Annotated in this window: 19 protein-coding genes; 4 read left to right on the forward strand and 15 right to left on the reverse strand. The window is 40.0% G+C overall.

Annotation, left to right across the window (positions count from 1 at the left end):
- Positions 1–210 precede the first annotated feature (210 nt).
- Positions 211–2,562, reverse strand: coding sequence for an endonuclease MutS2 (locus tag BLU58_RS12640; RefSeq protein ID WP_255404709.1), 2,352 nt, complete (start codon positions 2,560–2,562; stop codon positions 211–213).
- A gap of 187 nt (positions 2,563–2,749) precedes the next feature.
- Between BLU58_RS12640 and BLU58_RS12645 the strand changes: the two genes are divergently transcribed.
- Positions 2,750–3,088, forward strand: a complete 339-nt coding sequence (locus tag BLU58_RS12645; protein WP_093292625.1) for a phage holin family protein — start codon at positions 2,750–2,752, stop codon at positions 3,086–3,088.
- Positions 3,089–3,188: 100 nt separating this feature from the next.
- On the forward strand, positions 3,189–3,638 hold the full coding sequence (locus BLU58_RS12650; protein WP_093292627.1) for a 2-thiouracil desulfurase family protein: 450 nt from the start codon (positions 3,189–3,191) through the stop codon (positions 3,636–3,638).
- Here BLU58_RS12650 and BLU58_RS12655 read toward each other — a convergent pair.
- The 10 genes from BLU58_RS12655 to BLU58_RS16520 form a co-directional block, all read right to left on the reverse strand.
- Positions 3,629–4,366 (reverse strand): hypothetical protein, encoded by a 738-nt coding sequence (locus BLU58_RS12655; RefSeq protein WP_093292629.1) that lies wholly within the window; start codon positions 4,364–4,366, stop codon positions 3,629–3,631. The genes BLU58_RS12650 and BLU58_RS12655 overlap by 10 nt on opposite strands.
- Positions 4,367–4,519: 153 nt before the next feature.
- On the reverse strand, positions 4,520–6,268 hold the full coding sequence (gene polX / locus BLU58_RS12660; protein ID WP_093292631.1) for a DNA polymerase/3'-5' exonuclease PolX: 1,749 nt from the start codon (positions 6,266–6,268) through the stop codon (positions 4,520–4,522).
- Positions 6,269–6,419: 151 nt separating this feature from the next.
- A complete protein-coding gene (locus BLU58_RS12665; protein WP_093292633.1) occupies positions 6,420–6,731 on the reverse strand; it encodes an alpha-helical endospore appendage domain-containing protein in 312 nt (103 codons plus the stop codon).
- A gap of 202 nt (positions 6,732–6,933) precedes the next feature.
- A complete protein-coding gene (locus tag BLU58_RS12670; protein WP_093292635.1) occupies positions 6,934–7,233 on the reverse strand; it encodes an alpha-helical endospore appendage domain-containing protein in 300 nt (99 codons plus the stop codon).
- Positions 7,234–7,397: 164 nt separating this feature from the next.
- Positions 7,398–7,925 (reverse strand): alpha-helical endospore appendage domain-containing protein, encoded by a 528-nt coding sequence (locus BLU58_RS16515; RefSeq protein ID WP_176786662.1) that lies wholly within the window; start codon positions 7,923–7,925, stop codon positions 7,398–7,400.
- An 83-nt stretch (positions 7,926–8,008) separates the two neighbouring features.
- Positions 8,009–9,106 carry a glycosyltransferase family 2 protein gene (locus BLU58_RS12680; protein WP_255404710.1) on the reverse strand — a complete coding sequence of 366 codons (1,098 nt, stop codon included), beginning with the start codon at positions 9,104–9,106 and terminating at the stop codon, positions 8,009–8,011.
- 29 nt (positions 9,107–9,135) lie between these two features.
- Entirely contained in the window at positions 9,136–10,485 is a 1,350-nt protein-coding gene (locus tag BLU58_RS12685) for a glycosyltransferase (RefSeq protein WP_369813783.1), read from the reverse strand.
- On the reverse strand, positions 10,481–11,647 hold the full coding sequence (locus BLU58_RS12690; protein WP_255404713.1) for a glycosyltransferase family 2 protein: 1,167 nt from the start codon (positions 11,645–11,647) through the stop codon (positions 10,481–10,483). Before BLU58_RS12690 ends, BLU58_RS12685 begins: the two co-directional genes overlap by 5 nt.
- 26 nt (positions 11,648–11,673) lie before the next feature.
- Entirely contained in the window at positions 11,674–12,726 is a 1,053-nt protein-coding gene (locus BLU58_RS12695) for a hypothetical protein (RefSeq protein WP_093292639.1), read from the reverse strand.
- A 5-nt stretch (positions 12,727–12,731) separates the two neighbouring features.
- A complete protein-coding gene (locus tag BLU58_RS16520) occupies positions 12,732–13,157 on the reverse strand; it encodes an alpha-helical endospore appendage domain-containing protein (RefSeq protein ID WP_176786663.1) in 426 nt (141 codons plus the stop codon).
- Between the two features lie 155 nt (positions 13,158–13,312).
- Here BLU58_RS16520 and BLU58_RS12705 point away from each other — a divergent pair, with 155 nt between their 5' ends.
- Entirely contained in the window at positions 13,313–13,702 is a 390-nt protein-coding gene (locus BLU58_RS12705) for an alpha-helical endospore appendage domain-containing protein (RefSeq protein WP_093292641.1), read from the forward strand.
- A gap of 90 nt (positions 13,703–13,792) precedes the next feature.
- On the opposite strand, the gene BLU58_RS12710 is transcribed toward BLU58_RS12705, so the two are convergent.
- A complete protein-coding gene (locus tag BLU58_RS12710; RefSeq protein WP_093292643.1) occupies positions 13,793–14,884 on the reverse strand; it encodes a glycosyltransferase in 1,092 nt (363 codons plus the stop codon).
- A gap of 190 nt (positions 14,885–15,074) precedes the next feature.
- Between BLU58_RS12710 and BLU58_RS12715 the strand changes: the two genes are divergently transcribed.
- The gene (locus tag BLU58_RS12715) at positions 15,075–16,436 is read left to right on the forward strand and encodes a glycosyltransferase (RefSeq protein WP_093292645.1); all 1,362 of its coding nucleotides are present in this window, start codon (positions 15,075–15,077) and stop codon (positions 16,434–16,436) included.
- Positions 16,437–16,637: 201 nt separating this feature from the next.
- Here the strand turns inward: BLU58_RS12715 and BLU58_RS12720 are convergent, their stop codons facing one another.
- Genes BLU58_RS12720 through BLU58_RS12730 form a run of 3 tightly spaced genes read right to left on the reverse strand, consistent with a single transcriptional unit; the run spans position 16,638 to position 19,676 of the window.
- Positions 16,638–17,507 (reverse strand): glycosyltransferase family 2 protein, encoded by an 870-nt coding sequence (locus BLU58_RS12720; protein ID WP_093292647.1) that lies wholly within the window; start codon positions 17,505–17,507, stop codon positions 16,638–16,640.
- Complete coding sequence (locus BLU58_RS12725; protein WP_093292649.1) at positions 17,500–18,156, reverse strand: acetyltransferase; 657 nt, start codon at positions 18,154–18,156, stop codon at positions 17,500–17,502. The genes BLU58_RS12720 and BLU58_RS12725 overlap by 8 nt, the downstream gene beginning before the upstream one ends.
- Positions 18,153–19,676: a glycosyltransferase gene (locus BLU58_RS12730; RefSeq protein ID WP_093292651.1), complete on the reverse strand. Its 1,524-nt coding sequence runs from the start codon at positions 19,674–19,676 to the stop codon at positions 18,153–18,155. The genes BLU58_RS12725 and BLU58_RS12730 overlap by 4 nt, the downstream gene beginning before the upstream one ends.
- Positions 19,677–19,896: the final 220 nt, after the last annotated feature.

Raw genomic sequence — 19,896 nt, forward strand, 5'->3', positions numbered from 1 at the left:
TCGTGAATGGGATACAGTAAAACAGAAACTACATAACCTGTTACGTGTATATTAGTCCCCACACATAAAGACACCCTCTCGTTTTAGAACGGAAGGTGTCTTCTCTTTGTTATGCATATTTAATAAACCAATAAATTCCTACCGCCAGAAAAGCTAGTGCAATGGGAATCAAGATCTTCGGAAGATGTTCCATCGAGTTCGTTCGCTCCTTTACTGAATCTCGACAACCGTTACACCTGAGCCGCCTTCACCCATACTCCCAAGTCGAAACGACTTAACGTTACGATGGGAACGGAGGAATTGTTGAACGCCTGTACGGAGGGCTCCGGTTCCCTTCCCATGGATGAGATGAACCTGCTTATAACCGGCTAAGATTGCGTGATCAAGATACCGATCAATCTCCATAATGGCTTCTTCTACAAGATGCCCTCGTAAATCAAGCTCCGGGCGTACATCTGCCTTGCGACTGATAGACGAAGTGGATTTGGGTTGAGATTGTTGCTTACTTTCTCTCTTCTCTAGCTGATCCCGTTTCAATTTCATTTTCAAAGCGCCAATCTGCACTTGAAATTCCTTGTCGCTCAATACTTCTACGATTGCGCCTTTTTGTCCCAAGCTAGCAACAAATACTTCATCCCCTACCGCTAACTTCTCGTCTGACTTCTTCGTTGTTGTACTGTGGTGTAGCACTAAATCGGGTACTGCGGCGCCTAAACGTTTGCGTGTTTCAATCAGTTCATGCTCTTTCAGTTCCTGTGGACGAGCCTTAGCCCATTCACGAAGTTTCTTCAATACTTCATCTGCTTCGCGCTCCGCATGACTAATGATTTGTCTTGCTTCTAATCGAGCCTTCTCACGAATCTGCGCTTTTTCCTCTTCCCATGCCTGTAATTTTGCTTCAAGGCCCTGATGAATTTCTTCTGCCTCAGCTCGTAACCGGTCAGCATCCTTTCGTGCATCTTCTGCGGCTTTTCGCTCTGATGTAAGAGTCGTAATCATCTCCTCCAAGCGATTGTCATCACTGGAAATATGCGATTTAGCTTCTTCAATTAGGTAATTTGGGAGCCCTAAACGCTTGGAGATCGCAAAAGCATTACTTTTCCCTGGTACTCCTATTAGCAGGCGATAGGTAGGTCGAAGCGTTTCTACATCAAACTCTACACTTGCATTTACCGTGCGGGGGTGCGTATGAGCAAATAATTTCAGCTCGCTATAATGGGTAGTAGCCACCACAGCCGCTCCCAATCCAATACAGTGCTCTAAGATCGAGATGGCAAGCGCAGCCCCTTCTGTTGGATCTGTACCTGCACCGAGCTCATCGAATAAGACCAAGCTTTCGTGATCGATCTTCCCTAAGATCCGGATGATATTCGTCATATGAGAAGAAAAGGTACTCAAACTCTGTTCAATGCTCTGTTCATCCCCAATATCAGCGAATACACCACTATATACGGGCATCTGGCTCTCTTCTTCTGCTAAAATCGGAAAACCTGATTGAGTCATCAAGGCAAAGAGTCCGATCGTCTTTAAGCTGACCGTTTTCCCACCTGTATTCGGTCCTGTAATGATAACCGCTTGATGAACTTGTCCCATCTCAACATCAATGGGCACTACTGTATCTTTTGCAATAAGCGGATGACGTGCTTTTTTCAAGACAAGCGTTCGATCTGGAGATAACTTCGGCACCACTGCTTTCACTGCGCGTGCAAACTGTGCTTTTGCTACGGTAAAGTCCAACTGAGCTAAAATATCTAAGTTTATACGTAAAGGTTCAACCGATTCCGCGATCATCTGCGTAAGTTGATACAAAATCTTTTCTACTTCCCGCTGCTCCGCTAACTCTTGTTCTCGCAACTGATTATTAAGCTGCACAACCGCTTCTGGTTCTATAAACAGAGTAGCTCCAGACGAAGATTGATCATGTACAATTCCATGAAAAGATCCACGATACTCTGCTTTTACTGGGATCACATATCGGTCATACCGCTGAGTAATAATGGATTCCTGTAACATTTTCTGGGTATTGGCATTCCGGAGTAGATTTTGCAGAGTTGATTGAATCCGAGAACGAATCGTGCCAATCGCCTGTCTAAGACGTCGCAACTCACTACTAGCAGAGTCCCGTACAAAACCTTGTTCATCAATACTATTAGCAATCTCCGTATCAATATGCTCTAAGCTTTCAATCTGCTCCGTTAACCCGCGCAAACGGCTCAATGGTGCTATTTCTTCGTCCAATTGCCTAAGCATAGCCTTAATCTTCCGACCAGCATGGATCGTACTTCCAATATCAAGCAATTCAGCTTCGTTTAATAATCCACCAATCTCTGCTCGGCGGACACAAGAACGAATATCACGAATTCCACCTAATGTTACATCACCCTTCAAACGAAGAAGTTCGATTCCCTCAGAAGTTATATGTAGACGCTCTGATACCTCTTGCCAGTCATCAGAAGGCTCTGTTTCATCAATTAGCGACTTCCCTAAATTAGAGGAAGAGTAGTATTTTATCATTTCTTTTACTTCCATAAATTCTAACGTCTTCTGTGTCCAATCAGACAAAATCGTACACTCCCTTCAAGCAAACAACTTTAGTATATCATTTTTCCGCTCATTCCCATGACAACTTAACATCATTCCTTACCCATAATCAAATAAATTCAAACTCATCTTCATCCCTTATTTTCTTATGTTTGAAAAAGCATTATCTGTGCATACTAAAGCCAATCATGTATTAGGAGGATGGATCATGATTCGTCATATCGTCCGTTTTATCGTATCAGTTATCGTTTTAATGATTGTTGCTGCTTTGGTTCCAGGATTCAGAATTTCTGGCTTCGGTACCGCCATTATCGCTGCCCTTTTTATCGCTCTTCTCGGTTGGTTAATGGAAATGTTGTTTGGAGAGCGGATTTCGCCGTATGGCAGAGGAATTGTTGGGTTTATTAGTACGGTCGTCGTGCTATATATAACCTCCATGATCGTAAACGGCTTTGAGATTGGCGTCTTTAGTGCAATCGTGGCGGCACTTATCATCGGGATTGTCGATCTATTTTCGCCCACCATCAAAGATCGTGTAGGCTCATAGGGTATCTTGATATAAACAAGGCTTGGTCCATGGACTAAGTCTTGTTTTATGATGTACTCTATCTGTATCATGAAAATGATGGAAAAAAGAGGTGTAGCGGGTGATTCTAATTAGTGCTTGCTTAGCGGGAATTCCTTGTCGATATGATGGCAAAGCAAGTTTAGCCGACATCGCACAGAAATTAGTAACTGACAAAAAAGCGATCTATGTATGCCCAGAAGTATCTGGTGGATTATCTACTCCAAGAGACCCAGCAGAGATTGTAGGAGGATCTGGTGAAGATGTTTTGGACGGAAAAGCAAAAGTCATAACCAAGCTAGGTGAAGATGTCACTGAACAATTTATCTCCGGAGCAAATCACACCTTACAACTAGCTAAAAAAGTTGGCGCCACGATGGTAATTTTAAAAGAAAATAGCCCCTCCTGTGGAAGTTCATTTATCTACGACGGACATTTCCAAGGAAAAAAGGTATCTGGAGATGGCGTCACCAGCGCATTATTAAAAAGACATGGTTTTCGAGTTGGATCGGAACACGATCTCTATGAATAAAATAACCATTTGATCGTTAATCCAATAAGTAGTAGCCAATACAAATCCAACAACCGATAAATCCATAATCGATCTAAATATCGGGTCACCAATACCATTGCTAAGGTAGAAAAAGTAAAAAACCAGCCATAGTTATCATGGTCCAACGCCCATATCCCGCCAAAACAAGTCGCTAAAATAGCAAGTAACATTTGCCAATGAAGAGAAATCCCTACCATTTGAATCGCAAACAACTTAGAAAGATCTGGTTCCGTCATGCGTAACACTTGGTAATCGTATTTTTTTTGTACTTGCATCGCATTAACTGCATATTCTTCCATTTGGAGCGCCATCCGCTCTAAGTAACTCCTCATCTGATGGCTTAACCAAAAACTACCTATCATCCATGCTAATTGCGAAAACCAAGATTCCTTTTTCCAGACTAAAGTCGCTTGGATCTGGACTTGATCTCCTTTTTGTACTAGTTGAAAATTCTCTTCATAATAACTGGCTCCCTGCTTTCGATAAAGAATAAAATGATCAGGCTCATTTCTCATAATTTGGGTATAGGCACGCTCCCTAAAAAAAGATTCATGATTTAGAAACAAGCCGCGACCACCTGTTTTTTGATGATCATAAAAAAACAACGTATACAACTGTGTAGTAGGTCGAAATGGATTCATCAAATACTCCCTTATTTTTTCAAGAGGGGCCGTCACAAGTAACTCCATCTGATATCGAAATTGCAAGATGATCTCATCCTTTTATTATTTTTCTTTCAATTAATAAGATTAAGAGTATACGGCGTCGCTCTATTATAGTCAAAATCAACCCATTTCGGCTACCCCGTAAAACACAGAATAGCTCACTTCCATGACGCAACATAGAAATGAGCTATTTATTCAACGTTTCTTTCGATTCATCTTTCTTTTTTCCTGCAACCATTCTTGTAGCTCGTCCAGTCCCATCGTATTAATCACATCAGATTTCGTAAGCCATGCGCGCTTTGCAGTGGAGACTCCTAACTCTACGCGTGAAAGCTCCGGTACTGAGTGAGCATCCGTGTTAATCGTAAAGGTAAGCCCGTACTCATCTTTTGCCTTTTTGAGCAATTCATCATTTAGGTCCAAGCGACGCCCATTTGAGTTACATTCGAGAATCGTTCCTGTATCTTTGGCAGTCTGGAAGATATGATCAAAATCTAAATCATAGGCCTCTCTTTTAAATAAGACTCTACCTGTCGGATGGCCGATAATATGTACATATGGATTTTCCATCGCTTCTACCAATCGTCTGGTTAGGGTTTCGCGATCCTGCTTCATACCTGAATGGATAGAGGCAATGACGACATCAAGCTCCGCTAATACTTCATCGGGAAAGTCCAGCCGCCCATCCGGGAGAATATCCATCTCCGTTCCTTTTAAAACAGTGACTCCCTCTACCTCTTTATTTACCTGTGCTATCTCTTCCCACTGCTCGCGAAGCTCTGTAATCGTCAAGCCATTTGCCACTTGCAGAGACTGGGAATGATCGGTGATCGCGATATATTCATATCCACGTTCCTTTGCCGCCTCGGCCATCTCACGTATACTATGAGCTCCATCGCTATAACGCGAGTGCATATGAAGATCGCCCCGATAATCTTCTTGCTGTAACAGAGCCGGTACTTGACCTTGCTCCGCTGCCTCCATCTCTCCACAGTCTTCCCGAAGCTCAGGTGGCACATAAGCTAATTGTAAATGAGAAAAAAAATCTTTCTCCTCTGCAAAAGTAATCATCTCGTCAGAATCATCATGGAAGATGCCATACTCACTCACTTTATATCCCATTTGTTTGGCACGTTGCCGAATCCGGATATTATGCTCAGCAGATCCTGTAAAATGGTGAAGGGCACTTGCATACTGTTCCTTTGTAACTAGACGAAAATCAACACTCATCTGAATCCCTTCGACATCCACGGATACACTTACCTTGGTTGATCCCTGATTGACGACCTCTTGCACAAACGGAAGTCGGACAATCTGATCAGCTACTTCATCCGGATGAGTCGTTGCGATAACGAAATCAAGATCTTTTACCGTCTCTTTTCCCCTTCGCAAACTTCCTGCCACGCTCATCTTCTGAATGAAAGAAAGTTTCGTAATCTCTTGCTCAATCGTCCTCGCTACCTGAAGAGCATGTACCCGTAACACTTGCTCAGAACGCTGTGCGAATTTTTTTACTGCCTCTAAAATCTTTTGCTCCTTCTTCACTCCAAAGCCAGTAAGCCCGCGAATCCGGCCTAACTCAGCAGCCTGCAATAATTCTTCTCGGCTTGTAATCCCTAATTCCTTGTATAATGTATAGATCGTTTTTGGACCAACTCCTTGTAACGAGAGCAGATCAGGAAGACCTTGCGGTAATTCGTTTCGCAATCGCTCTAATTGAGAAGATTGACCTGTTTCAACGATCTCCTGAATCACTCCTGCTGTCCCTTTTCCCACTCCTGGCAACTCTAATAAACGGTCTAAATGATCTGCAATCGCAAAACGACTCGCCTCTACAGCACGACCTGCTTTTCGATATGCAGATACTTTAAATGAATTCTCGCCTGCCAAATCCAGATAATCAGCTAATTGGTTTAAAATATGAACTATCTGTTTGTTATTCATAGACTACACTCCTAGATCTCTCTTCTGAATAAAAAATGAGGCCTCTCTAAAAGCATTCTCAATAAACTAGATTGACCCTATTGTAACCAGAAAAGGGTAAAAGGTGAAGGCGACCATTTTAGCAAAAAAAGAGGCCACCCTTTTACCTTGTTTAAAAATGACCAGTCTCTAAACTTAAAATGCTCTCTAGCTTTTCTTGTAGGATCCATTCTTTTCTTCTCAATTCACGTATAGTCTCGCGAACACTTGCATTTAAAGCTAAGAGATCGCTAATAGTAGGTTTCTGTACTGGCGTAATTCCCGGCAGAGTACCTAATATATACTGAATCTTCTCTCCCTCTGCGTTGATAATATGACTCAACCCTAGCTCCTCTAACGCGATGGAAGCAAGTAGTAAGTTAACCGCATCATCTCGCGTGATTGTAATCACAGGAGAAATATTTGGTATATTTGCCTGAGACATTCATCACACCTCCAGCCCTTTTTCTCTTCTCCCCTACTCTATTCACTATGGGCTGGATGTGTGCCCATATGAATAGAGGAGAGGAGGGTGATGAACCTCCGGGTATAACGACCGCCCAACTGGCGGACTAATTCCACACAGAACACATAAAAAAGAAGAGGCACTCAGTTCACCTCTTCTTTTACAATCCTTACCACTTACCTTACATCATCATCAGAACATTCTCAAGTTTGGTCTGCAAAATCCACTCTTTCTTCTGTAATGCCTTAATCGTTTGACGAACGCTATCGTTAATAGCTAACAACTCAGCTAAAGTAGGAGTGAAGGGTGTTGTAACCCCCGGCAGAGTACCTAATACATATTGGAGCTTCTCACCCTCCGCATTGAGAATGTGACTGAGGCCCAGCTCTTCTAACGCAATTGAAGATAGAAGTAAATTAATCACATCTTCGCGCGCAACTGTAATCGTAGGAGTAATGTTTGGTATGTTCGCTTGAGACATGGTAACACTTCCTCTCCATTTGTTTTTTGCCAATGCCATTTGAGCTGGAAAATAATCTTCTAGTCCCTATTAATCTATTCTATATATGACAAAATGCGTGGATGCATGTCCTGTAAACTTTGGGCCCCAAACGAAAAAAGGCAGGAGCTCCCCACCTTTCCTGCTTACCGCACGTTATTCAGACCCATGTAAGATCGAGAAAGCCCTACTGATCGTCCTCTCAATATCGGCTCCTTCCTTGGTGCTAGCTGTTCATACCCTGTTATACATTTTTTTCTGCTGTAAATCCTAGTTCCTCTTGCTATCCGCACAGACTTGGTCAGCCTTTTGAATATTGAAGCCTTTTCTACCATTCTCCTCTGGAGACAAGGCATGCATGTGGGATTTCCTGAGACATCATTTTCTACTATGCTATCTAATTTTCCTTGTAAGGCCCATTCTTTCCTCATCACTTCTCGAAGTGTCTCAAGAATACTTCGATTCATCACTAGCAAATCACTAATTGTAGCAGGTTTCTCCGGCGTAATTTCAGGCAAGTTTCCTAATATATACTGAATCTTCTCCCCCTCGGAGTTCAGAATATGACTTAATCCTAACTCTTCTAAAGCGATCGAAGAGAGAAGAAGAGTCACTGCATTCTTTCGTGTAATCACAATAGTTGACGTGATATTTGGTATATTTGATTGGGACATAACCCCACACTCCCGTCAGTGATTCTTATATGAAACAGAGTAAAAAAGGCGAGTCCCATGGGACCTGCCTTTCGTTGCCCGAATCAACTATCCACAGTTTGCGGGGATATGTTCACCTTTTTTGTATTGCTAACCAGCCTATTTTTATAATATTCTGCTTGACGTTTGTGGAAGTCTGCCTGATCCTTCTCTCCTAATGACTCATAGCAGACAGCAAGTTGCTGATGAGGGAGCCATGTATGATAAGTAGCATCTGCAACCGAGAACGAATAAGAATCAGATAGAGGTTGCAGATAGGCAGTTTTATACCAAAAAATAGCTACTTCTATTTTCCCTTTCTTGATAAAATGCTCTCCCATTCTACAACTGAATGCAGGGTATGGCATATCCATAGCAAGCGATTGTAAAGTAAGCTCCAGTTCTTTCTCTGGTTGATTGTTTAGTACATAACAAGTAGCCAATTTGTGATAGATAAACATGTTATTTGGCAATGAAATTTCTGGATGATCCCGAATCAACTCAAAATACTTAATCGCATTTGGATAATCCTTATGAATCGAGCATTCCCGAGCATAGTTAAACATATCAGCAATGCTTAATTTGTGACCTCTAGCAATATTTTGTTCATAAATTTCTAAATTTCTACGCGAAGGACGTCGGTCCTCACTTGGTGTGTTTAGATCTTTGGTGTGGGTTACGATGACATCTGATAACGTATATCGATAATTCCCCAGAACCCTAATATCCTCATGAACAATCCCTTCCCAACGGGCAGAGAGATCTCTCTTTACCATTCTGATTCGGGTTGTATGTGACTCTACTTGGTCAGAAGGAAGAAAATACTTCATATAAACGACATCTATCTTCTCTTTTAAAAGAGATTTCTTTAGATGTTTAAACTTCTCTATTTCTGTGCTCTCTAAGATATCATCTGCATCTAACCAGAAAATATAATCTTTTGTTGCATATCGAAAGGATTCATTTCTAGCAGCAGAAAAATCATCGATCCATTCAAAATCATATACGCGATCGGTCCACTTCCTAGCAATCTCCTTTGTTCGATCAGTCGATCCTGTATCCACTATCACAATTTCATCTACTACATCTTTAACCGATGCCAAACAATTTGCTAGATTTTTTTCCTCATTTTTAACGATCATACATAAGCTAATTTTAGCCACTGGATTCCCTCCATTTCGGTCTAATCTTCCTATTTCTTAACTGCTTGTAAGAGGATCTGAAGGCAACTAGCATGTTCTGTCACAGGAAACGAATAACCATGTTGTTCGCCGAGATTCTTTAACTCTGTTAAAAATTGCAAAAGATTCTCATCGACTTGGGAGTGTGTATATTCCTGCCTCTCAATTGTAAATAGCTCCTGAGAACATAATGACTGTATCGTGCTCGGAGTAAACGATCGAAGGTGGGTGTGACTAACTCCATTCCCTTGCAAGTAGTGGAGCTGATTATTTGCATGTACCATGTTGGGTACACAGATGATCATCGATCCACCGGGCTTAAGATATGTAGCAAAACGTTGGACAATCCCCCATGGGTCCACTAAATACTCCAAAATATTAGAAAAAACGATTGTATCAAAAAAATCAGGAGCATAACTATCCTGCATATTTTCGACATCCATGATTTGAACATCCTGGTAATAGGCATTTGCGATATTAGCGGCGATGGGAGATATTTCAATTCCATATACTTCACAGTTTTGCCGATTTAACAGCTCTGCACCTAAGGTCCCCACCGAACAACCCACATCTAAAATTCTTCTCGATACGGTCGGAATCATCTTGACAATTTCGTAACGAGGGTAAAGCTGAACAGGGGGGATATTCCATTTTTCGATATAGCGTTGATAGTTTCCATGATATAAGTGTTGAAAACTTAAATCTGGATTTCCATTAAAAGTGGCGTGCCCAAAATGGTGGACAAATGAATCAAAGGCAATCCACAGCTGATATCCTTTTTGAAGGACTTTCAAACACAAATCATCGTCCTCAAAATTTCCGGATACATACTGCACATCAAACCAACCGATTTCATCTAATATCGTTTTTCTAGCTAAAAGACAAAACCCAACTAGGCGTAGCACTCTCTTCGTTTTCCCTTGATTCGCTTTACAATATTTCTCTGCAAAATCATCCAGCTCATCTACTGAGTGATAGCTTGCCGGAACAATTTGTGCCCCACTTACATAATTACTAACAGGTCCAACCATACCGATCTTTGGATCTGCTATTAGTCGTTCTAACATGGGCTCAAGCCAATTTTTTGTTACAATCACATCATTATTTAAAAAGAGAATATACTCTCCTTTTGCAATCGTTCCGCCTTGGTTACAACCTCCGGCAAATCCGACGTTTTTCTCGTTTAGGATAATGCTTACATCGGACAAACTCGTTAGATATTTTACTGTATCATCACTAGATCCATTATCCACAAAAATCAACTCAAATTGATCTCTTGGTGTATTTCGATAAATACTTTCCACACACCGTTTTGTAAACTCTACTTGGTTGTATGTCAAAATAATAATACTAACCTTAATCGGAAACACGTCCTTCCATCTCACTACTCGCCACAGCTACTGAGTGATCTACTCCTACTTTCTCCTGTGAGAGCAGCCGTTGTAACTCTTGTATGGCAGGCTCGTAATGATGTGATTGTTTAATGGCCATGCGATATGCTGCAATCGCTTCTCTTATATTTCCTCTTTTTTCTTGACACCTTCCAATGTAGTAATAAGGGTGGAAACTACCCGCTCCCTTTAGGACCAGATGGATCGTGTGCTCTTCTCCTAACTCCAAGCAATGGTTAAATACCTGAATCGCTTCCTCATATTCCTCTCGTAAGAAAAGAATAACACCCTTATAAAAATGCAAATCTACATAATCAGGATATATCTCAATTACTTTCTCAATCCCCGGCCAAGCTCCTTCATGACTGCCTACCAGTAATAAAACAGCGTACTTTAGTTTATAAATCAGAGAAGGTGGAACCTGTTTCTTCCTGACAAATCCCCGGATAGACTCATTTACATAATCAAATGACTCAGTATACTTTTCTGCCCGATAATATTCACTCGCAATATGGTAGTCCACCCACGGACTATAGCCCTCTTTCTGCTTTTCTTTCTCTAGCATCCGAAGATTTCGTTCTAGTTTGTTCTTGTTTTCTACAAACGGATCTGTATATCCGTAATGATGCACTTGTACAGGTAAAATGGTTACTTCGTAGATATTCCCTAGCACTTCGGAAACATTTAATTTCTCATGAATCGCATTTTCAAAACGGAATCCCATATGGTTTCGGAATAAACGATGATGTGCTAATAGAAACGCCTGATCTGGATCAGGAGGATAGCTTCCAAAGTAATTGATAAGCTGAATCAGTAATATGTGTTCATCTGTATCTAAAGCTTCTTTTAATTTAAAAATATCTTTCTGATCCACCTCTTCATCTGCGTCAAGCCACAATATCCAATCACTTTTCGCATATTTAAGCCCGTAGTTACGAGCGTCCGCAAAATTTTCATTCCAAGAATATGACAAAACCGTTGCACCGTAAGATTGGCAAATCTCAACTGTTTGATCAGTGGAACCCGTATCCACAATGACCATTTCATCCACTACACGATGAATACTCTCTAAGCACTGTCCAATCCACTTCTCTTCATCCTTTACAATCATACATAAAGCAAGAGTTTGCATAATAGCCAAACAACTCCCTTCCTACACTAAGATTTATGATTTATAACGATACGTATTCCAGTCCTGGACCAATTAATTTCTTTCTTACGATGATCCGTTGGATGAGCGATTTTAGCCTGTTCCCTATGTTTCTGTTCCGATATCGGATTAGGCTGTTCCTTTTGATTGCTAGGTTCTCGTTTCTGTCTATCCTCTTGTTCCAATGACTTAGAAAAGCCTCTATCCTTTATGAACTTTTTCCATAGTGGAGTTTTCTCATTTTTAATCGAAGTCTTTTCATCCTCTATCAAACTCTTCTGTTTCTCATCCTCGATCCTCTGTGTGTTTCGCTTCTCATCCTCACCAAATTTCGTCCATGATGATACTGACGGCATTTTCGTATTCTCTACCATCTTTTGCTGGATACTCTGCTTCCGATCTTCTTCAACCTTCTTCCATGAGGATCCCTCTGCACTCTTAATGGACTTTGGCTGAATGATCTGTTTGTCAGCTACCGAAGATTTCGTCCATGATGATGCCTTCCCTTTCTCTATAGACTTCTTCTTGGTAGTTGGTTTACGCTTTTCTAGGAACGGAGTTGGTTTGCGTTTTTCTAGGAACGGAGTAGACTTTGGACGGCCCGACTTTTTCATCAGGGAACTAGGTGGATACAAAGACTGATCTTCCTCTAGCTCCTTTTTCAAAATTTGATATTCCTTGTACCTTTTTAATTCATCCAAGATGCGATCCCAAGGATACTGCCCTTGATATCGCCTATTTTTTTTTCGTATTTCTACTATTAATTTCTCATAATTGCTGTAAAATTTTTTAGAAAATAAAATCTCTCTATCTAAATCTTTCCAATATAGCGAGTAGCACTCCTTTTTTCGGAGCAACAACACCCTGAGTTGATTTACCAATACAAATAATAATTCAGGTCGATATGGGGAAATATCCACTTTTCGTGACTCCAATGCTTCGACAAATTGAACAAACATAAGCAAGTAATAAATCGTTGCTTTCTCTAATTGACCCATAGCAATCCAACTAAGCTTCTTTACTTCCTCTTCTGTTTTTCTTTTCTTCTCGGACATCTCCATATGAATTACTCCCCATCGTAAAACTCAAAAGGAAAATGATTTTCAGGACTCTCTAAATCATCGAACTCATATATATCATTATGAAAATCATATGTATCTTTTTTTGGATGATGTCCTTGTTTTTGTCCTTTTCGTGTTCGCCCGGAGCTTAGGTGAATCACGCCTTCCAGTTTTCTATACAATAACCAATCCTTCATCACCATAATATCGGCTAATTTCTGAATATGTTGATTGAAATTTTCAATATCTTGGTTATTAGGATTAGTAGGAAAGTCCAATTGTCCACCTATAAATGCCTTGATCTTCTTAGCTTCAGAATGAATAAGATGGGAAAGAGCTATTTCTTCCAGTGCAATTGATTCTAATAGATCAATAATAACTTCAGAGAACTGTGGTCTATGTGGCTGTTCTGGAATCTCCGGCATACTCATCTTATCATCACCCCTCTACTCCTTACCAATTTATGACTATAAATCATATTTATTCGAACTTCTTATTAAATTAGTCAAATAGAGAATGAAAAAATATCTTCACGAATATAGTGAATCAAGACAATTACTTTTTTGCAGTGAATAGAGGTGATTTTTTGTCTCAACCCAATATCCCTAATATTACCCCGATCATTGAAGTCAGCACCCATCAAGCCATCAACTTACTACTATCTTCCATCGCCATGGAAGAACTCGCACATGCCCACATTGTGAATGCAGAAGCGGAGAAAATTCAGTACGCACTTGGAACTCTACACGATTGTAATCATCACCACGATTGTAATCATCATCACGAATGTGATCATCACCATCATCGTAAAACCACTCTCACCGAGCTACTCTGCATTAATGATTCAGTCGACAAAATTTTAGAAGATGTTATCTATAAGGAAATGCTTCTTCAATTTAAGTTTCATAAAATTTTGTGCCTACTTAACAATAAGCATGCTTTCGATTGTGAAGATACGATATGCTTTGAAGAGTAGCATCCATAACCAAGAGTTTGACATCCTTAAAAAGAGAGGTCCACTGTTGCTAGTCGGAGTAGAAACAGTGGACCTCTCTTTTTAGGTATATTAGTATGCAGCTGGCACAATTTGTTTCTTTAAAACATTCGAAAAATACTCTCGGTTACCAATCACAATCGGATCCTTTGGACGAAGTTTAGCCGCTTGCTCATTGTAATAGCATGCTTTCTCATGATCACCAATCTTGTCATAACTTACACACAATTGAAGAAGAGGAACCCATGCTGTGTACACATCTGTTCGTATTGCTAGAAGACCGTGATCCTTGCAATGAAGAGCTTGCTCATACCAATAAATCGCTGCTTGATAGTAGTTCTGTTCCAAAAAATAATTGGCAATTCGACAGCATGTTTCTGAACGTGGGGCATCGTAACGTAATGCGTGAAAGAGCCACTCTAAACTTTTTCCGCGTTCTTCAAAATGAGCATGCAAGTCAGATAAGCGGTGACAGGCACGAATATTATCCTCTACCCACCCTTGTTTTGAATCAAGAAACTCAGTATATTGATCTATTGCTTTTCTACGTTTACCGTGATCAAAGAGCTCATTAGCATAGTAATACATATCTCTAGGAGTAAAACTCTTCCCTTTTGCAATCATATCTTCGAATATCTTAATATTACGATTACTATCATGTCTAGTTGATGCGTGAGTAATCGCCATATCACTATCCATTAAATTACCGTGAATCTCTAGGTATTCATGAACAAACCCAATCCATTTGAAATCTTTTTGTCTTTTGACGAGCCTATATCTTCTAGAACTGCCAGTAACATTCCCCGCATCATCCGTTGCTAGTATATATAACATTGAAACAGCATCTGTGTCCCTATTTAATGTTCTTTTTAAAGTGCGTAATTTTTGTTGGTCCTCTGGTTTTAAAATATCGTCGGCATCCATCCATAAAATATACTCCTGAGTAGCCTGGGCAAAAGCATAATTTCTGGCTGCAGAAAAATTATTAATCCATTCAAAATCAAATATTCGATCTGTATACTCTCTTACAATCTCTTTCGTACGATCCGTCGATCCAGTATCTACAATTACAATTTCATCTACTATTTCTCTTACTGTGTCCAAACACCGACCAATCACATCTTCCTCGTTCTTTACAATCATACACAAACTGATCGATATCATGTATTATCGTCCCCTTACATAGTCAACTTTCACTTCAACATCTATATGCAAATGACTAGTAAAAAGTACAATAAAAGCTGTTTTCTCCCCCTCAAAAAATACTTTTTTTATTTTTCATCCCTTTTTTTATTCTATATACGAATTTTTTTCATATAAGAAAATATATATCTTTTCTGTGAGGAGTGATCATATGGAAAAAATGATGGAACAAATCGAAACGATCAATAATGAAATGGAAAGCCCTAGTAATACCGATATTTCACGAATCCTAGATATTGGATGTGGAGATGGGAGCTTTGGAAGCATATTAAAAAATCATTTTGGGACAGAAGTGTACGGGATCGAAATCTCATCCCAATTAGCAGAGAAAGCCGCTGAAAAGCTAACACACGTTCTATGCGAAGACATCGAAACTTGCTCACTTCCCTTCGAAGATGAGTTTTTTGATCAAATCATATTAAGTGATACTCTCCAACAGCTCCATGATCCAAGGGCTACCTTAAGAAAATTAAAACCCTACTTAAAACCATCCGGGACCGTGGTTGCCAGAATCCCTAATGTGGCACATATTTCGATTCTTACGGATCTGTTAGAGGGACACTGGGAGTACTCAGACACTGGGTTACTAAATGAAAAACATCTCCGCTTCTTTACACGCAAAGAAATCATATCCTTATTTGAACAAGCTGGATACGAAATCACCTCTGTCAAAAACATGACACGAAGTTCTGAAATCCACGAAGACCTAATTGAGCGTTTAGATCAAATGATGTCCGACCTAAATATCGAACATTCTCATTTTCATGAGGATTCACGCACTCATCATTATGTCATTGAAGCGAAGAAAAGGGCCAACATCATCCCCAAAAAGCATGTCGATGAAAATGCTTTTTTATTTGTCACCTGTATCGACGATGAAGAAGTCTATCAAAAATGCCAACATCACATTCAACAATTATCTGTCCCAGAAGGGTATAGATTCGACTTCTGCCAAATACGTAAGGCAACCAATATAGCACAAGCCTATAATGTAGCAACCAATCACCCAGCTAAATACAAAATTTATATCAAACAAAATACATTTATTTTAAATAAAAATTTCCTTCACGATTTATTGCATTTGTTTCTGACCAATTCCCAGTTGGGATTAGTTGGAATGATTGGCAGTGAAACAATACCTCCTAGTGGGATCTGGTGGGATTCTCCATATCTCGTTGGAAAATTAATTTACTGTCCTGATGACTTATATCAAGTTGTATCTCATGCTATGAAGCCAGAAGTATCTTATGCCCCCGTCCAAGCGATGGATGGTTGTTTAATGGCTACCCAGTACGACGTACCATGGAAAGAAGACTTATTTGATGGAACGCACTTCTATGATTCCTCTCAAACACAAGAGTTTAAACGCTACGGTTACGATGTTGGCGTTCCATACCAAAATGAACCATGGTGCTTATACGGTGACAGTCATCTTTTTACCCATCTAGAGAATAATGAAAGTTACATGAGGAATCAAAAAGCCTTTCAAGATACCTATGTAAATAGAATGTAGGTGGGCCACACCCAATACTAGTCCGTTCATGAGTAAACCCTTCTAAACTCATTGTTTAGAGGGGTTTGTCTCTACTATCTGATTTAACCATTACGAAAAGTCAAATTGAGAATGAAAGAACCCCCAATAAAAGCACAACTTCGCTTTTATTGGGGGCTAATCATGATATGTCGGACAAACCATCTTTTCTGCCTTATATCGTTACAAGGATAACAAAATCCCATCAATTCGTTCAATATCTTTCGTAAATGCGGGGTATCTTTGGATTCGATCACGATAGCTTCTAAGAGCCATTTGGTATAGATGGTCGCTATCCAAAAAGCCATCTTTGCGGGCAGCAATCACCAGATCCAACCATTCACTAAATAAGTTTGCACCTAACGTCTCATTATTCTGGTTTGGATGAATACGGAAATAACTCAAAGCATCCGTAATATAAACAGCCCTACCTTTTGATAGCAATGATAACCAAGCGGCCATATCATTCAGGAGTACATATTGTTTTCCTTGGTAGAATCCGTAACGATCAACCAAATCACTCTTTCGAAATAGTACAGTTGTCGGTTCTCCAATCACATTTAAGCAATGCGACAAGGCATAATTCCCAAGTATTTTCCCATCCATTACTCGGTCCTCATGGTATAGTCTTCGTGTTGCATAAATGGGGGGAATGTGTTCTCCTTGTGCATTAATCGTTTGGCGATAAGAAGTAACAAGGCTAATATTGGCAAAGCGAAGATAGTAAAACATCATCGAAGCAATTTTCTCTTTGTGAAATACATCATCATCCATCAAGTAGTTGATATATTCGCCTGAAGCCAAATCAAAGCATTTATGCCAGTTTCCAATAAATAAATTCTCTTCATTTTTAAAATAGCGAATCTGCGGAAAACGATGTAAGTAGGAATCCATCATCTCCTCTACCCGATTATCACTACTATCATCACAAATAATGATTTCGATATTCGGATATGTTTGATCTAAAATAGAGTCTATAGCGACTTGTAACGTATCTGGCCGATTGTAGGCAGGAATTAATACACTAACTAAAGGAAAAGATTCTTTACTCATCCCCTACCCCTCTCTCTTTTTTAAATTGCGCTGGCACCCCAGCGTATAAGACTCTGTCAGGAACATCATGATTGACAAAAGCGCCACCCCCCACCATCGACCAAGCTCCAATCCCTATTTTTTCTCGAACGGAACAGCCAATCCCCAGATAAGCTCCTTCTTGAATCACAACATGACCCGCAACATTTACTCCAGGGGCGATGGTTACATAATTTCCTATCTGATTATCATGACTTATGTTTGCTCCTCGATTGATAATGACAAAATCACCTATCTCGACCCGAGTCGTTAAAATAACTCCCTCACAAATGACACTCCCCACTCCAACATAGCTTCTCTTGGAGAGGTAGACAGATGGATGAATGAGAGAAGGAGCGATCGAAAATTCTAACTCGATCGTTTTTCTAGCAAATCGTCTTTTTAAAGCCGGATCACCTACACCCGCACATACAATTTCAACATGATTTCGTCTGGGTAAAATATCTGTTAAATCCCCTAAGACAGGAATATCATCTATGATTCTCCCCTTCATCTCCGGACATTCGTCCAAAAAACCCTCTACTTCACATCCAATCTGCTCACAAAGATGATTCACCTCGCGAGCATGACCACCACATCCCCAAATGACAAGTGGTTTTGTATGATTCATGATTTTGGGAGAATCACTATTTTTTTCGCACACGAAGCACACAACTTCGCATACTGAATGCATGAATCCAATGATTCATCCGAACCCATAGGCCACCAACGAATATCTCCTCCGGGAGCACGGGAAGCAAACAGTTCCACATCCGGATGAATATCCCCTATAATAATCACTTCAAACTCCTTGAAATTCGTATCAATTCCATTTTGTAGAGTCCTAAGTAGACTTTCATAATCCTCCCCTTGGCATGGAGACAAAAATGGAAAAATCAAAGAAACTCGATCAGGATCTTCATCTACAACATGAGCTACTTTCCATGCTGGGCTATCTGCTGACCGATTCCAAATCCGTTCATACGGCACTTGATCTAAACAAGGCATATCCAGCTCTTCCATCCTACTATTGATTCGTGATCGATAATATTGTGATAATTGTCCGCATAATATCTGGATTTGACGATTTCGTATAAAGGTAGTATTTCCACCTTCATTGCGGTACTGCAAATAGAGTAATCTAGGAATTCCTAAATATTTTGTACAAAGAAACGTTCTTACTAATAGATCATAATCATCTGCTACCAAAAGTTCTTCTCTGTGGCCTCCCATTAGATGATAACAATCTCTTGTCCACGCACGAGGATGGTTAGGCAATCCTACCAAATGACGAATCGTAGTCCAGTTTAAGCTAGAGTTTTTACATACATTTTGCCAGCACCCTAGCTCATGCACCCAAACTCGATAGTATAGTCCATATCCATAGCTAAAATCCCAGCCATACCAATGCTGCTGACACGAACCCTCATGCAACTCTGCACTCTCTCCATAAACAAACCCGCACTCAGGATGACGCTGGAAGGCCTTCACCATCCTCTCCAAACAATCAGAAGTTAACTCATCATCGTGATCCAACTCTACTAAAATTTCACCCGTACACAGTCCTGCCGCATATCGTTTTACTGCTCCAATATACCCACTATGTGAATCTTGACGATACCTTCTCACTCGTGAGTCATCTAAAGGAAGTAAATACTCCTGATACGTTTCCCCTTGATCGTCGGAATCATCAACAATAACCCATTCCCAATTTTGATACGTTTGATTTAAAAGAGATTGATAGGGTCTCATGATCCTTTTTTGTGACTTGTAGCTAACAGTAAAAATCGAAACAAGGGGTGTATCTGAAGAAAATGTAGTAGGTGGTATTTCCTTATTTTGAGGAAGGGGTTCTGTACTATGTAACCAACAAAAAAAAGCAGCTTGTGGAGTAATTTCTCCTACAGAATGAAAATGTAACCAGCGCTTCCGTTCGTGTAGAGGCAATTGGCCCAGAGCTGGAAATAAAGATGGGTCTCTACCAATTGAGAAATAAACTCTAGGATTTTTGGAATAACAATCGAGTTTATCTTTGGAGTTATACACTATTACTTTGATACTTTGCTCGTTACAATCGTTTATCAATTTCTCTAAATTCGTAAACTCAGATAACCATAAATGTATGGTTAATATAGGTGGATGATCAGACAAGTCTCTCTCCTCCTCAAAACTACTTCATAATCTATCCATACATGTGGTCCTTGATAAGACATACTTGTATATCTACATCCTTATGTACAAATAAGTAAATTATTACGCCAATACTCTATAGACAGATAGGGAGCATTCCTATTCCGTCTATTAAAATCACAATATTTCTAATAATGAATATAGTGATGATGATAGAAATACACACGGGGGTGTTTTTTAG

Origin of the sequence: Thermoactinomyces sp. DSM 45892 (assembly GCF_900107305.1) — a bacterium.
Taxonomy (GTDB): Bacteria; Bacillota; Bacilli; order Thermoactinomycetales; family Thermoactinomycetaceae; genus Baia.

Bases quoted from the DNA above. Each gene is read 5' to 3' on its own strand.
- BLU58_RS16515 (WP_176786662.1), bottom strand. From the start codon at position 7,925: ATGTCCCAATCAAATATACCAAATATCACGTCAACTATTGTGATTACA.
- BLU58_RS12710 (WP_093292643.1), bottom strand. From the start codon at position 14,884: ATGATATCGATCAGTTTGTGTATGATTGTAAAGAACGAGGAAGATGTG.
- BLU58_RS12670 (WP_093292635.1), bottom strand. From the start codon at position 7,233: ATGTCTCAAGCGAACATACCAAACATTACTCCTACGATTACAGTTGCG.
- BLU58_RS12645 (WP_093292625.1), top strand. From the start codon at position 2,750: ATGATTCGTCATATCGTCCGTTTTATCGTATCAGTTATCGTTTTAATG.
- BLU58_RS12665 (WP_093292633.1), bottom strand. From the start codon at position 6,731: ATGTCTCAGGCAAATATACCAAATATTTCTCCTGTGATTACAATCACG.
- BLU58_RS12690 (WP_255404713.1), bottom strand. From the start codon at position 11,647: ATGCAAACTCTTGCTTTATGTATGATTGTAAAGGATGAAGAGAAGTGG.
- polX (WP_093292631.1), bottom strand. From the start codon at position 6,268: ATGAATAACAAACAGATAGTTCATATTTTAAACCAATTAGCTGATTAT.
- BLU58_RS16520 (WP_176786663.1), bottom strand. From the start codon at position 13,157: ATGAGTATGCCGGAGATTCCAGAACAGCCACATAGACCACAGTTCTCT.
- BLU58_RS12725 (WP_093292649.1), bottom strand. From the start codon at position 18,156: ATGAATCATACAAAACCACTTGTCATTTGGGGATGTGGTGGTCATGCT.
- BLU58_RS12695 (WP_093292639.1), bottom strand. From the start codon at position 12,726: ATGGAGATGTCCGAGAAGAAAAGAAAAACAGAAGAGGAAGTAAAGAAG.
- BLU58_RS12720 (WP_093292647.1), bottom strand. From the start codon at position 17,507: ATGAGTAAAGAATCTTTTCCTTTAGTTAGTGTATTAATTCCTGCCTAC.
- BLU58_RS12715 (WP_093292645.1), top strand. From the start codon at position 15,075: ATGGAAAAAATGATGGAACAAATCGAAACGATCAATAATGAAATGGAA.